Source organism: Novosphingobium lentum NBRC 107847 (genome assembly GCF_001590965.1).
Classification (GTDB): Bacteria; Pseudomonadota; Alphaproteobacteria; order Sphingomonadales; family Sphingomonadaceae; genus Novosphingobium; species Novosphingobium lentum.
Map to the genome: position 1 here is coordinate 162603 of NZ_BCTW01000003.1, position 14460 is coordinate 177062.

Below are 14460 nucleotides of genomic sequence, written 5' to 3' on the forward strand. Positions count from 1 at the left end.
GATCAGACCCCGCACAGCCGGGCCAGCCGCGCGTGGAACGCGTGGAGGCGGCTTTCCTGATACAATCCGAAGTTGACGAACTTGGTTTCGGGCGATCCGGACTGGCAGCCCTGCTGCACGCGGGGAACGTTGCTCTGGTCCTGATCGAACACTTCGTCGAACAGCCCGAAGCCGACGTTGTGCGCCTGGTAGGTCTCGTCGAAATCGAGATCGATGCGGCGCGCAGCCGGCGGGCGCTGGCCACCGGCGGGCATCGGCAGCAGGAACCGCACGTCCATGATGCAGGCGTTGGGATCATCGCCCAGCGGCATGAACTGATACCACAGCGGCGCCCCTTCGCCGTGCCACGGGAAGAAGTTGGGGAACATGAAATACTGCGCCGCGTCGAGCATTTCGGTGTCGGACTTGTCCGCACAATCGACCCCGGTCATCGCGGTGAGTACCTTGCGCCGCCACTCTGCGGCGAACGCGCGGTCAAGGTTTTCGATGGTGTCGAAGTCGGGCAACTCCATGCCCGGCGGGGTCACCGACGTTATCGTCTCGATCACCGCGCGGCGCGCGTCGGCCTGATGGCCAAGCTCGGGGCTGGGCACCGCGCTGGGCGTGGTCGAGCGGCTGACTTGCGCATGTTCGTCCTCCCACACATCGTACTGGGTGGAACTGTCACCGTTCCACGCCTGCGCCTGCGGATGCGTTTCGGACAAGTGCCAGCCTTCGAGGAACGCCTCGGCGGTGGTCTTCCAGTTGGCACGCACTTTCTTGCGCACATGCACCGCCGTCCAGCGGTTGGCGTAATCGTAATCCTTGAAGTGTTCGGGCAGCACCCCCAGCGCATCCTTCAGCGGGCCGCAACCGGCATCGGGATTGATGAAGATATTGCCGCCCCAAGTGTCGCACGGCACTTCCGGCAGTGCCATCTTCTCCTGCTTGATGCCGGGGAAGTCCCACAGGCCGGGCAGGTGCTTGGGGCTGCCGTCGACGTTCCAGGTCCAGGCGTGGAACGGGCAGCGGATCTGTTCGCCCGCGCCATAATCGGTGCACAGCTTGGTGCCGCGATGAAGGCACGAATTCCACAGCGCCTTGAAGCTGTCCGGCCCGCTGCGCACGATGATGAACGACATGGTGCCGACGGCGTATTCCACCCGGTCACCCACTTCGGGGATTTCCTCTGCGCGCGCGGCGATCTGCCAGCACTTCTTCCACACGTTGTCCATTTCGAGTTGGGCGAACGCGGGATCGTAGTAGCGGCTGCGCGGCACCGGGCCGACATCGACGAAATCCTCGCCACGCGCGGTCGCCCACGCTGGCACGGCGCGCGCATCGGCCTTGAGCAACTCCTGGTAGGTGGGGCTGACCGGGGTGCTTGTACCCTGCTGGATGGTGCCGATGTCGATTTTCATGTGTCTCTCCACGTGTCCGGCCATGTGTCCGGGCCGAGCGGGACTCGGGCGGACCTGCTTGTGACGGCTTGGGGAGATCGTAATATACCGAACGATCTCTGGCAACGGCGGATTGGCCGGTCGGTCAGGCGATAGCGATCATCGTGATCAACGTGCCGAGAATCACCACGATCCAGCCGTCGAGCAACAGGCGCAATGGCAGCGGCGCGCGGGCCACGTCCATGAACTGGCGCACAACGATGCGCACCTTGATGAACGCGATCGCCAGCACGGCGGCGGCGACCACCGTGGGCGAGGCCAGCGCGGCGGCGCCCCGGAACGACAGCAGCGTCAGCGCGACCAGCAGCAGCCACCAACTGGCAAGGCGTCTTTCGTGGGTGTCCAACGCGCCTATCCCACCAGGTAGATCAGCGCGAACAGCACGATCCACAGCAGATCGACCAAGTGCCAGAACGTGGCGCCGCTTTCGATTGCGACCATCCGCTGCGCCGCGCCGGGACGGGCCGCGACCCCGCGCATGAACGCGAGCACCCCTACGCCCAGCAGCACGTGGAGCAAGTGGATCGCGGTGAATGCGAAGTAGAGCATGAAGAACGTGCTCGAGCCGAAGCCGATGCCCGCTTGGATTTTTGCACTGTATTCCAGCGCCTTGATCGCGCCGAACAGCAGCCCGCAGCCCATCGCGCCGAGCAGCAGCGCCGGTGCGCCCGGCCGCTCTGCGCGCACGCGGTGAACCGCCATCGCCACCAGCAGGCTGCTCGTCAGCAGCACCAGAGTGTTGACCAGCCCCAGCCGCACGTCGAGAAGCTGGCGGCCCGCCGCAAACGTCGCCGGGTCCAGACCGCGATAGTACGCGAACATCACGAAGAACGTGGAGAACACCATCAGGTCGCCCAGGATCAGCACCCAGACGCCCGGCTCACCCGGAACGTGCCCCTTGGTTGGCAGCCCCTCAGCTTGCGGCATCGGCTTCCTGACGGGTGAGGGCGGCGAGCAGCGACCATGACATGACCGAGATCCACGTCCCGAAGATCACGAACGGAAACCAGAACACGAACAGGCCATTCCACGCGAACGGCCCGGTCTTGGGCAGAAACGCGATCGCGCCGAGTTCGAACATCAGCGCCGCCCAGATCGTGAGGTAGCCGATCCAGCGGGGGAAGGGCGATTTGGCGTCCTGCACCCGGCCCAGGCACAGCCATGCGATCGCAACGTTCTGGAAGATGAAATACTGGTCGGTCGTCACCAGGATCAGGTTGGCGATTTCATGGATTGCGGTGGTGATCTCGGGCGGGCGGCTTGGATTGAACGCGGCGATGCCCCAGAATATCGGCGGCAGCACCAGAAAGATCGACATCATCAACCCGCCGCACAACTGTAGGATCGCCAGGATCGGCACGCCCTTTTCCAGCCGTGCCATCTGCACCGCGATGACCACCGCGATCGGCACCGGAAACGCGCTGGCCCACGACAGGATCATCGCGCCCAGCCGCACGCGGGTGGCGTTTTCGGTATAGAACGCAGCGACTTGCTCGGGCGTCCAGGTGGCGGGCGGCAAGGGCAGCAGGCCGATCAGGAAGTAATAGCTCAAGCCGAAGATCAGCATGAACGCCAGCGTCCACCAGATCATGATGCGTTGTGCCCGGATCGTCATCGCGCCGTCTCCCCCATGCGGTCTGGCCGCGTTTCGCGCCGTCGCGATCGGGCTGATCGGCCCCTTGCGTATCGGTCGCTAGCTTACTACCATCGTGCCATCGGCGTTGTCACGCCAAAGTTCCGGCCCGCCAGCGGTCGACTGCGTGACACCGGCTTTGCGGGAGAGACACGATGAGCCGCTTTTTCGGAGCTGCCGAGCACGCCGCGTTCGTCGTGCCGGATTTCGATGCCACGGTAAACCGGCTGATCGAGGCGGGAATCGGCCCGGTGTTCACCATGCGCCGCATCCGTGTTCCCGCGCGTTTCCGGGGCGAACGCCACGATCCGCTGTTCTCGGCCGCGTTCGTCTACACCGGTGCGATGCAGTACGAATTCATCGCGCAGCATGATGATACGCCATCCGGCTACAAGGAATTCCTTGAGCGCAAGCCCGAGGGCGGGATGCACCACACCGCCTATTTCGCGCCGCAGGGGTTCGACGCCGCGCTGGCCGATGCCAAGGCGCAGGGCACCGAATTCACCATCGTGCAGGAATTCATCGACCCGACCGGCACCGCCTATGAAATCTATGTCGAGCCGACCGGTTCGGCCGATCCGCTGCTCGCGCAGCTGATGATCGCAGGGCCGATGGAGCCGTTCTTCAAGGAGATGGAGCGCATTGCCGCGTCGTGGGACGGCAGCGAGCCCGAGCGCGATGCGCTGAAGATGATCCCGCCCGGGATGGTCCCGCCGACGGAGCCGGCATGATGGGCTGGCCCGACGTCGCCTATGACTTCAACAGCGCGGCGGTGGTGGTCACCGGGGGCACCGGCGGCCTGGGCGGAGCGGTCGCCGCCGCATTCCGCGACGCCGGGGCGCAGGTCACGATCACCGGCACGCGCGGCGGGCCGGACGATTACGACGAAGACCTGTCCGGTTTTGACTACAAGCAGCTGGACGTCGAGGACCGCGCCGCGATCGACCGGTTCGCGGGCACGCTCGACCGGCTCGATGTGCTGGTCAATTCGGCCGGCATCGCGCTGTATGCGCTGGGCCTGGACGAGTACGATCCCGACGTGTTCGAGCGCGCGGTGGCGATGCACCTGACCGGCGTGTACCGCCTGACCATGCGCTGCGAACCGCTGCTGCTGGCGAGCAAACGCCCGGGCGGCGCGTCGGTGGTCAGCATGGCGTCGATGAGCAGCTTCTTCGGCATCGACATCGTGCCCGGCTACGGCGCAGGCAAGTCGGGCCTTGTCGGGATGACCCGCGTGCTGGCGGTCCACTGGGGCAAGGCGGCGATCCGGGTCAATGCGCTCGCGGTCGGCCTGGCCCGCAGCAAGATGACCGGGCCGGTCTTCGATATGCCCGATGTCAACGATGCGATGCTCGCCCGCGTGCCGATGGGGCGGCATGGCGAAGGGGAGGACGTGGCCGGTGCCGCGCTATTCCTGTCCAGTTCTGCAGCATCCTGGATCACGGGCCAGGTGCTGGCCGTCGACGGCGGGTTTTCCATCGCGGGCTGACCGCACCCGAACGCCACCCAACACAGGACACGCATCACCATGCCGCAATTTACGATTCCCCAGCTGTTCGATCTGTCGGGCAAAGTCGCCATCGTCACCGGCGCGGCGCAGGGCATTGGCCAGGCCATCGCGCTGCGGCTTGCCGAAGCGGGCGCGGCGGTGGTGATTGCCGGGCACAACGCATCGGGTCTGGGCGGGACCGCCGGGCAAATCGCCTCTGCCGGGGGACGGTGTGTTACGATCGGCGCCGACGTGTGCATCGATACCGATCTCGATGCGATCGTGGCCGAGGCGGTATCCGCGTTCGGCGGGGTCGACATCCTCGTCAATGCGGTCGGCGGGATGCATCCGTTCACCCCGGCGCTCGAACTGTCGGAGGAGGTGTTCGACGCCACCATGGCGCGCAATCTGCGCAGCAATTTCGCGCTGTCGAAACGCGCGGCGAAGCAGATGGTCGCGGCCGGCAAGGGCGGACGGATCATCAACATCGCGTCGATCGCCGGGTTGCGGCCCGATCCGATGCTGGCGGGCTACAACGCGTCGAAAGCGGCGGTGATCTCGCTGACGCAATCGCTGTCGAACGAGTTTGCGCCGCTCGGCATTCTGGTCAACGCGATCGCGCCGGGGCCGATCAACACACCCAACATCGCGCCGATCCTCGCCGCGCCGGACATCGCGCAGCTGATCGCCTCGCGCACGCCGGTCGGCCATCCGGGCGAGCCCGAGGATGTAGCCAACGCCGCGCTGTTCCTTGCCAGCCGCGCCTCGTCGCACATGACTGGTGCGGTGATGGTGGTCGATGGCGGCATGACGCGCACCTGAGGGCCGCCAGATGAGCGACGATATCCGCATCGACGATCTTGCCGCCCCGGTCCTCAGCGAGATCGAACGCGCAACGGTCGCTTCCGCCCCGCCAATGGATCTGACGCCCGATCTGGTGCTGGGCGCGGCGATGGCCGAGACCGGCCTGTCAAACTTCGGCGCGGACGATTTCCGCGAACGGCTGGGGGTGTGGCTGCAGGCGCTCGATGAGGATCGCGGGCAGAACGACTTCGGTCGCGCCAGTTCGGTGCAGTCGCTGATCCGCTTCGCCGCCAACCGCCTGAAGATCGAGGATGTGCTGGCGCGCGAGCCGCAGATCCTCGACACGCCGATCGACCGCCCGATCATCATCGCGGGCTTGCCGCGATCGGGCACGACGCATCTGGTCAACACCATCGCGCGCCACCCCGGCCTGCGCTCGATGGAGCTGTGGGAAACCAACGAGCCGGTCCCGCGCGATGATGAGCGCAACTGGGCGTCGGACGACAGCAACCCGCGCTTTGTCCGTTCCAACGACGTGTGGCACGTGATGAACAACGTGCTGCAGCACTGGTCGGCGATGCACGAATGGGCGCCGGGCCATGTGCATGAGGAGTGCGAATTGCAGAGCTTCGATTTTTCCTCGTACATGCTCGACTGGTTCGCGCGCGTGCCGCGCTGGCAGCAGTATTATTGCGATCACGACCAGACGCCGCACTACCTTTACGCCAGGAAGGTCGTGCAGATCATGACCTGGTACAAAGGGCCCAACCGCTGGGTGATGAAGAGCCCGCCCAACATGGAAAATCTGCCCGCGGTGTTCGCCGCCTATCCCGATGCGACCGTGGCGATCACCCACCGCGATCCGGTGGCGGTGCTGCAATCGGCGATCACGATGATGGCGTATCTCGACCGGCTGCGGCGCAAGGACGCCGATCTGCCGGGGCTGGCGCAATACTGGATCAACCGCATCGAACGGCTGCTGCGCAAGTGCATCGCTGATCGCGCCAGGATCCCGCAGGACAAGGTGATCGACGTGATGTTCCACGAGTTTCTCGCCGACCAGCGCGGCACCGTGGATGCGATCTGCGCGCGCGCAGACCTGCCGGTGGATGCGGCTGCCAGCGCAGCGATCGGCGGTTTTCTTGATGATAACCGCAGGCACAGGCACGGCCGCGTCGCCTATGATCTGGCGGGCCAGTTCGGCGTCGATATCGCCGCGCTGCGCCGGCGCTTCCAGTTCTATTATGATCGCTTTCCCGTGCAGCAGGAACGCGTCTCCGGAGAAGCCGCATGACCGAAAAGGCCGCACAACGCCTGCTCTCGGGCCGCGCCTGGGACGATTGGTGCGAGACCCTGCGCCAGACCGGGCACATGATCGAACAGTTCGGCGACGGCGTCACCGATCTCGATCGCACCGAATGGTATCGCTTCCTCAGCCGCTACGTGCGCATGGGGTTCGAGCACTATGTCGAATGCAGCGAGCCGACGCGGCCGCGCTTCCACGCAATGACCTGGCGGCAGTCGATCAACTTCACCTCGCCGCTGCAGGACCATTTCTTTGCCGATTTCGAGCATGGCGGCGCGGACTACGTGATCACGGGCAACAAAGGCACGATGCCCTATTTCGTGATCGCCAGCCTCGCCTTCGATGGCCCCGCCGACTTTGCCGAACAGGACTGGGCGCCGCAGGGCGTGGAAGGGCTGAAGCTGTTCAACACCGCGCTGCTCAAGACGCAGGGCGCGATCGAGAGCGGGTCGATCAGCTTCGATGCCGAGGGCAATTTCCGCGTGGTGGTCAGCAACGCAAAACCCGCCGACGGATCGGACTGGCTGCGCACCACGCCCGACACGACGATGCTGCTGTGCCGCGCGGTCTATGAACACCGCGAGGGCGTGACGCCCGCGACGATGACCATCGCGCGGGCCGACAACGCGCCGCACATGCCGATCGATGCCGCGTTCCTCTCGGGCGCGCTGGCCAAGGCGGGGCAGATGACGCGCGCCTATGCCGAACTGGCGCGCAGCTGGTGGCAGGACAACTTGTCGGGCCGGCCGAACACCGTGCGGTTCGACGAGGCGCTGTATATGTCCAACGGCGGCGTGCAGGATGATCGCTTCCACGGCTTCGGCGCGTGGGAGTGCGGCGCCGACGAGGCGCTGGTGGTGCGGTTCACCCCGATCGACTGCGATTTCTGGACCTTCCAGCTGTGCAACATCTGGCAAGAGAACTTCGACAATTACGAGGAAGGGCAGGGTTACGTCTTCAAGGACGGCGCCCGGATCGAGGCCGATGGCACGGTGACGATGGTCATCGCGCACACCGATCCCGGCCTCGACGGCGGCACATGGATCGACCCCTACGGCCACACCCACGGCGGCTGGAGCTTCCGCCTGATCAAGACGCGCGGCAAACTGCCGCCACCGGTTTACAGCTGGAAACTGCAGCTGGCGCAGCTGCAGGCGGGTGGGTTGGGCGTGCTCGATGGGCTGGAGCCGCTGATCAGCGGCGGGGTGATCTGAAGCGGTTCCGCTTGCCGTCCGATACGTGCAACCGGGCTAGGCGACGGCCTGATCCGCCTCGTCATCGAACATCTCGCGCGATTTCTCGATCTCGGCGCGGTGCTGTCGGGCCCAGTCTGCCAGCGCATCGATCGGCTGCAATAGCGATCGGCCACGCGGAGTCAGCGCATATTCGACCTTGGGCGGGATGGTCGGGAACTGCGTTCTGGTGGCCAGGCCATCGCGCACCAGGCCGCGCAGTGTCAGCGACAGCATGCGTTGCGAAATTCCGCCGACCAGCCGCTTCAGGTCGTTGAAGCGCTGCTGCTCCGCGCCCAGCGCGCCCACGACCAGGATCGTCCACTTGTCGCCGATACGCACCAGGATTTCGCTCAGCGCCCGGCAATCTTCCGAACCGTGCGCAGGTAGCGACGCAGTATCAGGGGTGATCGTCGGTATCATCGATGTGCCTTCTTGCGTGGCAGGGGGTGAGCCCCCTAGTTACGACTCTATTCCAAGTTACGCTTATATACCATGGAGAATCAGATGGCCAATATCCTGTTGCTGACCTCAAGCCCGCGCAATGACCAGTCGCTGTCGACCAAAGTGGCGAAGTCGATCGTTCATGCGATCGAGGCCGCCGAGCCCGGCACGACCACCGTGGTCCGCGATCTGGGCGCCAACCCGCCGCCGCATATCGGCGCGGACTATGTCGAAGGGCGCATGCTCGCTGCCACCGAGCGGACCCCCGGGCAGCAGCAGGTTGTCGGTCTGGCGGAAGACCTGATCGCCGAGCTGATGGCGTGCGACACGTTGGTGATCGCGTCGGCGATGGTCAATTTCGGCATCCCGTCGGGCCTGAAAAGCTGGCTCGATCACGTGCTGATGGCGGGCAAGACGTTTGCCTACGTCGATGGTGCGCCGAAGGGGTTAGTCACCGGCAGGGTCGCCTATGTGGTCCAGGCGCGCGGCGGCGTCTATACGGAAGGGCCGATGAAGGCTCTCGATTTCCAGGAGCCCTATCTGCGCGCGACGCTCGGCTTCATGGGCATCACCGACGTGCGCATCGTCAACGTCGAGGGCATCGCGTTTGGCCCCGAAGCGACCGAAAAGGCCGTGGCTGCGGCGGTCGATCGCATCCCAGGATTGCTCAAGGCCGCCTGAATCAGCGCGCGGCGAAGTTTTGGCAGGGGCAGCGCGGCATCGACCGGCGCTGCCCCTATCAATTTCCGTCGCCCGGTTCGATCGGGAAAGCAGCTATGCCCGCCGTCGCAACAGTGGGGTGCTTCGCCGCCCCGGCATGACGCAGGTGGCGCGCTCGCGCTCGAATTCCTCAATTCTTCTTGAAGTTCTCCAGCCCGGCGACGACGCCGGTCTTCTGCGTCGGGTTGGACGCATTCTGCTTCTTGGGCTGTTCGGCCTTGGGCTTGCGCAGTTCCTTGCTCGACTTCTTCTGGCTCTTGGCCATGATGCTTCTCCGGGCGGGCGCGAATGCCTGCTGGGGCGACCTTACGCCTGCGGTGCCGGAAACCCTAATCGGCTTCGGGTTCGCATGGGCGCGAGGCAATGCGAGGCGACCCCGCCGTATGCGCCGGGTCGGCGCTGGCACCACCTTGTGCGTCGAACTAAGGGTGATCGGTCGGCGGGCTTGGCCAACCGGGCCGAACCACACGGATCGCAAGGGTATTCACGATGGCAGGCATATTTTCCACGCGCAGATGCGCCCGCTATGGACTGGCGGGCCTAGGCTTGGCCGTCACGGCGATGGCGTTCGCAACCTTGCCAGCCACGCCCGCGCGAGCCGGCACGACGGGCGGGGTGACCGCGACATTCGATCCCATCGCCTTCTTCACCGGGCCGACCGTGGGGGAAGGGCGCCTCAGGAAAATGTTCTCCAAAGCGCGGACCACGCACGTCGAAGGGCACGGTGTGCTTCGGGCCGACGGCGTGCTGGTGCTCGATCAACGGGTGATGATCGCGGGCGGTAAGGAACGCATGCGCCAGTGGGAGTTGCACGCGTCCTCGCCCGGACACTTTCGCGGCACGCTGACCGATGCGACCGGCCCGGTCACCGCCGATGTGGCGGGGGATCGGTTGCTGATCCGCTACACCATGTCCGGCGGTTTGAAAGTGCGCCAGTCGCTGACGCTGGCGCCGGGCGGCCAGTCGGCGCGCAACCTGATGAAAATCCGCAAGTTCGGAATGGTCGTGGCCACGCTTGACGAGGTGATCAGCAAGCGCTGACCGGGCGGGGAGTGGAACAACTCGCCGCGTCGAACATTTGGCAGGAATACCATACCAACAATCCGCCCCCGGCGGTCCCGGCCAAGCCCGGGGGAGACCTGTCATGAAAAAGATGCTTTTGATGTCACTGGCCGCGACCACCCTGCTGGGCGGTTGTGCCACCACCGGCTATGGCGATGGCTATGCCGAAGCTGGCGATTATGGCTATTACGATCGCGGATATTACAGCCAGAACGGCCGGTACGACTACAACAACCCGGACCCGCGCTACGGCGGCTATTATGCCGATCGCTATTACCGCAACGACAGCCGCTACCACGAACACACGATGTCGAATGACGATCGCGTTTATCGCGGGCGTGACGGGCGGTATTATTGCCGCCGTTCTGACGGCACGACCGGCCTGATCGTTGGCGGGATCGCCGGTGGCGTGCTGGGCAACATCATCGCGGAAGGTGATTCGAAAACCTTCGGCACGGTGCTCGGCGCGATTGCGGGCGGAGCAGCAGGTGCGGCCATCGATTCGAGCAATTCGCGCACCAGCTGCCGCTGATCTGCACTGTCGATACGAAAAGGGCGGGACCAGCTGTTGCTGCTCCCGCCCTTTTTCGTGTAGAAACCAGGCGGCGATCAACGCCGCGCCGGTATCAGGTCATGTCAGCTCAGTACCACTGGGCCACGCCCTTGTGCCCGGCGCAAGTGCCGGTGCGGGTCTTGGACGCCGAATAGGTGCCGTCGCCGCACTTGGCGGTGGCACCGTTCGGGCCGCGAGCCTGCGGGGCAGCAGCCGGAGCCTTGGGCGCGGCGGCGGCACGGCGCGGGCGCGGTGCGGCGGCCGGAGCAGCGGCGGGCTTGGCCGCAGCCATCGCTGGCTTGGGCACCGGCTTGGGCGCAGCCATGGCCGGCCTCGGAGCTGGCTTGGCAGCCGCCATCGGCTTGGGCGCCGCGGGCTTCGCCATTGGCTTCACGGCCGGCTTGGGTGCAGGCTTTGCCGCAGTGGTGGCAGCTGCGGTCGTTGCCGCGCCGGCGGGAAGCGCCAGGCCGAGCGACAGGCTCGCGGCAGTGGCAAGGATCAGGATGCGTTTCACGTGGGTATCCTCCGGTCCAAATCAGACAGCCTGTCCTGCCATGCCCGGAATGTCCTGCGCGTTTCCTGCGGATTACCGATCGGCCATCCGTCACTGTTGACAGTTTTCCGTGCCGTCGCATTTGCCGAACGCAGCCCCTTGCCCGCCGGAACCGGCGCGTCTAGCCGCGCATTTGTCATTTCACCGGGCGGATCGTCGCTCGTCGCCTGATATATTGGAGTTCCGATCGATGGCCGATTCCATTCCCGCCTGGCTCGGACGGGCACTGCCCAACGCCGGTGCGGGTCACGCCCGGCTGGCCGTCTGTGTGGTGGGCAGTGCGGAAACGTTGGGCGCGGGCGGCTTTGCGCTGACCAGTCCGGCGTTCGCGGACCGCGAGCCGCTCGACCCGATGTTCACGGCCGACGAGGAAGACGCCTGCGCGCCCCCGCTGGCGTGGACCGCGCCGCCCGCCGGAACCAGGGCGCTGGTGCTGGTGGTCGAGGATCCGGATGCGCTGGCTGCCGATCCGCTCGTGCACCTGCTCGGTTGGGGCATGGCGCCGCGGGCGGGTGTGCTGCTCGAGGGCGAAGATCCGCCCGAAGGGGGTCACAATTCCTCGGGCATCGAGGGCTGGCTTGCGCCCGATCCCTCCGTCGGTGACCCCGCGCATGACTATGTGTTCCAGCTGTTCGCGCTCGACGTGCCGTTCGAACTGGCGCCAGGCAGCGATCGCGAGGCGGTGATCGAGGAAATGGAGGATCACGTCATCGCCGTCGCCGTGCTGACCGCGACGTATCGGCGCGAAGAACAGTGACGCCTTATACAAGATGACGTGAAATGGTGAACGGCATGGCCCGTCGCATGCCGCCATCGCAGGACAGTTCCCGAAAAATACACATAAAATAAGCGACGATGAACGGTTGTTCAGAAACACTGTGCGATGTTCGTTTCATCGTCCTGACAAACCAGCTTGTCCGTTTGGCGCGAAATTTGCGCAACTGAACGGACGTGCACCGCGTTTTGACTGCATGAACGCGAACAAGCAGAATTATCGTCTTGCCGGAGCCGCGATTGCCGCTGTTCTGGCGCTGTCTTCAACCCCGTCATGGGCACAGGACGCAGCGGTGGCGGCAGCGCCGCCCGCTCCCGCCCCGGCCACGCCAACGATCGTGCTTCCGCCGCTCGCCGAAGCGCCCCCTGCGGTTCCGGTTTCGTCCGCACCAGTCGTCGAAGCCGTCCCGGCAACAGTGGCTGCGGTTGCACAACCTGAACCGTCAGCCGCCGCGACCGTCGTCAAGCATGCGGCGACCCGCACCGCTACCAGTGTGCCTGCTGCACGAACCCGTGCGCCCGCATCGCAGACCGTACAGCGGACCACCACGAACACGGTGGCAACCGTCGCTCCCGCCCAGCCGGCGCTGGCCCGCGCCTTGACTCCGTCGGCAACGCAGCCGCCCGAACCGGCGCTCGGCGAACCTGCACGCCCCGTCCAGTCCGCGCAGCGAATCCCGACGACCGGTGACAATGGCGAGAACACCGCGCTGTTTGCCGGCATCGCCGGGCTGGTGGGGCTGGGTGCGGTTGGCTTCCTGGTCGCCAGCCGCCGTCGCCGGCCGGTCTATGCCGAGGATGCGCTGGAACCGGCTATCGAGCCAGGCCGTGCGGACTCGGCCACACCTGTGTGGATGACCGCTCCTGCTTCGACCACGGCTCCGCTGGAATTGACACAGAACGTCGATGACGTCCGCGCGCCGATAGCCAGCACGAGCGCCCCGCAGGCTGACGCGATCATGGATGACGATGCGGTGCCAGTGCCGACGACGATGGAAGCGCGGTCCGCTCTGCTCAAGCAGATGGCGGCGCGCGATCCCGACGAAGCCAACCCGTTCCGCTCGCACAAAGCGCGCATGCATCGTGCCCGACTGATCCTGCAGTCGCGCGAACATCGCCAGCAGGAGATGGCCACGGGCGCGCAACAGGCACCCGCAATGCCGCGCTACGACCTGTCGAAGCTGCGCCCGGCGGCCACCGGCGAGGTTCCCCGCGAACTCGTGGATGCCTGATCCGGCAGTACTACGACATAATTGCCACTACCCAATCGAGGCGGCCTCCATGGGGGGCCGCCTCTTTTTATCGGCGATTCAGCGCTTGCGTACGAATTCCGCGCGCAGCACCAGCCCCTTGATCCCGTCGAACCGGCAGTCGATCTCTTGCGCATCGCCGGTCAGCCGGATCGCCTTGATCAGCGTGCCGCGCTTCAGCGTCTGGCCCGCGCCCTTGACCATCAGATCCTTGATCAGCGTGACCTGATCGCCGTCGACCAGCAGGTTGCCGACCGAATCGCGCACTTCGACCGCGCCGGTATTCGCCTGTTTTTCAGCGAGTTCGGCAGCGCTCATCCATTCGCCGCTGTCCTCGTCATAGACGTAGTCGTCGTCGCTCATCGTTTTGCCCCTCGCGCGTTTGCGCCCGCTTGCCAGCAGCGCGGGCGAACGACCAGCGCCAATTGTCGGGCAATCGGTGATTTGGTGATTGGGGACCGGTGTGCTACTGGCAAGTTGCTGACGTCGGCACGAACGACGGACTTCGGCGCATGGGCGCGAGATTGGCGGCCGTGCTCGGCCACTGGGCTCGTGTCAATTCGGACGACTTCCTTTTACTCGACACGACTCTAGGCGCCTTCCGTTCGCACTTTGCGGGCGGGCCAAAACGTTCTTGAAAGGAACACTCCGATGACCATCGGCACCGTAAAGTTTTTCAACATCGACAAGGGCTACGGCTTCATCGCGCCTGATGGCGGCGGCGAAGACAGCTTCGTTCACATCACGGCTGTCCAGGCTGCCGGCATGGAGACGCTCAACAAGGAACAGCGCGTTTCCTACGAAGTCGAAACCGGCCGCAACGGCAAGCGTTCGGCGGTAAACCTCGCTTCGGCGTGATCCCTTCTGGCCGCACCGCGCGGGGGCAATGCCCTCGCGCGGGGCGACTTCAACCAGAGAAAGGGCACGATCGCAGTGAGCCAGACCTTTGAATTCTATACCGCACGCGCCGACGAAGCCGCCGCAGAAGCGACCGCAGCCAAGCTCGACAACGTGCGTGACCGGGCGCTTCGCTCCGAAGCGGCCTGGCGCCAGATGGCAGACCGGGTCCGCAGGGTCGAAGCCCACCGCATCATCGCCGACGAAGTGCGCGAAGCGCGCCGCGAGACCGAACTGCGCGATGCAGAAATCCGCCGCCAGCGCATATCCGGCGAAGTCTGACGGCCGCGTAACGCTGCAGCCA

Annotated in this window: 20 protein-coding genes; 12 read left to right on the forward strand and 8 right to left on the reverse strand. The window is 65.4% G+C overall.

From position 1 onward, the window contains the following. Positions 1-2: 2 nt before the first annotated feature. The 4 genes from NL2_RS03580 to NL2_RS03595 form a co-directional block, all read right to left on the reverse strand. Positions 3-1400, reverse strand: coding sequence for an aromatic ring-hydroxylating oxygenase subunit alpha (locus tag NL2_RS03580; protein WP_068071768.1), 1398 nt, complete (start codon positions 1398-1400; stop codon positions 3-5). Positions 1401-1524: 124 nt separating this feature from the next. Then, positions 1525-1785 carry a cytochrome C oxidase subunit IV family protein gene (locus NL2_RS03585; RefSeq protein ID WP_068071769.1) on the reverse strand — a complete coding sequence of 87 codons (261 nt, stop codon included), beginning with the start codon at positions 1783-1785 and terminating at the stop codon, positions 1525-1527. A gap of 5 nt (positions 1786-1790) precedes the next feature. Beyond that, a complete protein-coding gene (locus NL2_RS03590; RefSeq protein ID WP_068071771.1) occupies positions 1791-2366 on the reverse strand; it encodes a cytochrome c oxidase subunit 3 in 576 nt (191 codons plus the stop codon). Beyond that, positions 2353-3054 (reverse strand): hypothetical protein, encoded by a 702-nt coding sequence (locus tag NL2_RS03595; RefSeq protein ID WP_068071773.1) that lies wholly within the window; start codon positions 3052-3054, stop codon positions 2353-2355. The genes NL2_RS03590 and NL2_RS03595 overlap by 14 nt, the downstream gene beginning before the upstream one ends. A 173-nt stretch (positions 3055-3227) precedes the next feature. On the opposite strand from NL2_RS03595, the gene NL2_RS03600 reads away from it, so the two are divergent. The 5 genes from NL2_RS03600 to NL2_RS03620 are packed head-to-tail and all read left to right on the forward strand — an operon-like array spanning position 3228 to position 7885. Next, positions 3228-3803: a VOC family protein gene (locus NL2_RS03600; RefSeq protein ID WP_068071775.1), complete on the forward strand. Its 576-nt coding sequence runs from the start codon at positions 3228-3230 to the stop codon at positions 3801-3803. Then, the gene (locus NL2_RS03605) at positions 3800-4561 is read left to right on the forward strand and encodes an SDR family NAD(P)-dependent oxidoreductase (protein ID WP_245647555.1); all 762 of its coding nucleotides are present in this window, start codon (positions 3800-3802) and stop codon (positions 4559-4561) included. Before NL2_RS03600 ends, NL2_RS03605 begins: the two co-directional genes overlap by 4 nt. A gap of 39 nt (positions 4562-4600) precedes the next feature. After that, complete coding sequence (locus NL2_RS03610) at positions 4601-5383, forward strand: SDR family NAD(P)-dependent oxidoreductase (protein WP_068071778.1); 783 nt, start codon at positions 4601-4603, stop codon at positions 5381-5383. Positions 5384-5393: 10 nt separating this feature from the next. Next, positions 5394-6659 carry a sulfotransferase family protein gene (locus NL2_RS03615; RefSeq protein ID WP_068071779.1) on the forward strand — a complete coding sequence of 422 codons (1266 nt, stop codon included), beginning with the start codon at positions 5394-5396 and terminating at the stop codon, positions 6657-6659. Further along, positions 6656-7885 (forward strand): hypothetical protein, encoded by a 1230-nt coding sequence (locus tag NL2_RS03620; RefSeq protein WP_068071780.1) that lies wholly within the window; start codon positions 6656-6658, stop codon positions 7883-7885. Before NL2_RS03615 ends, NL2_RS03620 begins: the two co-directional genes overlap by 4 nt. A 36-nt stretch (positions 7886-7921) precedes the next feature. Here NL2_RS03620 and NL2_RS03625 read toward each other — a convergent pair whose 3' ends face one another. Next, positions 7922-8326: a winged helix-turn-helix transcriptional regulator gene (locus NL2_RS03625; protein ID WP_068071781.1), complete on the reverse strand. Its 405-nt coding sequence runs from the start codon at positions 8324-8326 to the stop codon at positions 7922-7924. 84 nt (positions 8327-8410) lie between these two features. Here NL2_RS03625 and NL2_RS03630 point away from each other — a divergent pair, with 84 nt between their 5' ends. Further along, positions 8411-9028 (forward strand): FMN-dependent NADH-azoreductase, encoded by a 618-nt coding sequence (locus NL2_RS03630; protein WP_068071968.1) that lies wholly within the window; start codon positions 8411-8413, stop codon positions 9026-9028. Positions 9029-9197: 169 nt separating this feature from the next. Here the strand turns inward: NL2_RS03630 and NL2_RS21720 are convergent, their stop codons facing one another. Beyond that, on the reverse strand, positions 9198-9332 hold the full coding sequence (locus tag NL2_RS21720; protein WP_281190660.1) for a hypothetical protein: 135 nt from the start codon (positions 9330-9332) through the stop codon (positions 9198-9200). 224 nt (positions 9333-9556) lie between these two features. Between NL2_RS21720 and NL2_RS03635 the strand changes: the two genes are divergently transcribed. Both NL2_RS03635 and NL2_RS03640 read left to right on the forward strand, forming a co-directional pair. Then, the gene (locus tag NL2_RS03635; protein WP_157083014.1) at positions 9557-10108 is read left to right on the forward strand and encodes a DUF3833 family protein; all 552 of its coding nucleotides are present in this window, start codon (positions 9557-9559) and stop codon (positions 10106-10108) included. Between the two features lie 103 nt (positions 10109-10211). Then, positions 10212-10661, forward strand: coding sequence for a glycine zipper 2TM domain-containing protein (locus tag NL2_RS03640; RefSeq protein ID WP_068071785.1), 450 nt, complete (start codon positions 10212-10214; stop codon positions 10659-10661). A gap of 109 nt (positions 10662-10770) precedes the next feature. On the opposite strand, the gene NL2_RS03645 is transcribed toward NL2_RS03640, so the two are convergent. Further along, the gene (locus NL2_RS03645; RefSeq protein ID WP_068071786.1) at positions 10771-11196 is read right to left on the reverse strand and encodes a DUF3761 domain-containing protein; all 426 of its coding nucleotides are present in this window, start codon (positions 11194-11196) and stop codon (positions 10771-10773) included. 229 nt (positions 11197-11425) lie between these two features. Here NL2_RS03645 and NL2_RS03650 point away from each other — a divergent pair, with 229 nt between their 5' ends. Both NL2_RS03650 and NL2_RS03655 read left to right on the forward strand, forming a co-directional pair. Beyond that, positions 11426-11992, forward strand: coding sequence for a YbhB/YbcL family Raf kinase inhibitor-like protein (locus tag NL2_RS03650; protein WP_068071969.1), 567 nt, complete (start codon positions 11426-11428; stop codon positions 11990-11992). Between the two features lie 214 nt (positions 11993-12206). Next, positions 12207-13241, forward strand: a complete 1035-nt coding sequence (locus NL2_RS03655) for an LPXTG cell wall anchor domain-containing protein (RefSeq protein WP_084355836.1) — start codon at positions 12207-12209, stop codon at positions 13239-13241. 78 nt (positions 13242-13319) lie between these two features. Here NL2_RS03655 and NL2_RS03660 read toward each other — a convergent pair whose 3' ends face one another. Then, positions 13320-13622 carry an alkylphosphonate utilization protein gene (locus tag NL2_RS03660; protein WP_068071790.1) on the reverse strand — a complete coding sequence of 101 codons (303 nt, stop codon included), beginning with the start codon at positions 13620-13622 and terminating at the stop codon, positions 13320-13322. Positions 13623-13910: 288 nt separating this feature from the next. On the opposite strand from NL2_RS03660, the gene NL2_RS03665 reads away from it, so the two are divergent. Together NL2_RS03665 and NL2_RS03670 are read left to right on the forward strand one after the other, a co-directional pair. After that, the gene (locus NL2_RS03665) at positions 13911-14117 is read left to right on the forward strand and encodes a cold-shock protein (RefSeq protein WP_068071792.1); all 207 of its coding nucleotides are present in this window, start codon (positions 13911-13913) and stop codon (positions 14115-14117) included. Between the two features lie 75 nt (positions 14118-14192). Then, positions 14193-14438: a hypothetical protein gene (locus NL2_RS03670; RefSeq protein ID WP_068071794.1), complete on the forward strand. Its 246-nt coding sequence runs from the start codon at positions 14193-14195 to the stop codon at positions 14436-14438. Positions 14439-14460: the final 22 nt, after the last annotated feature.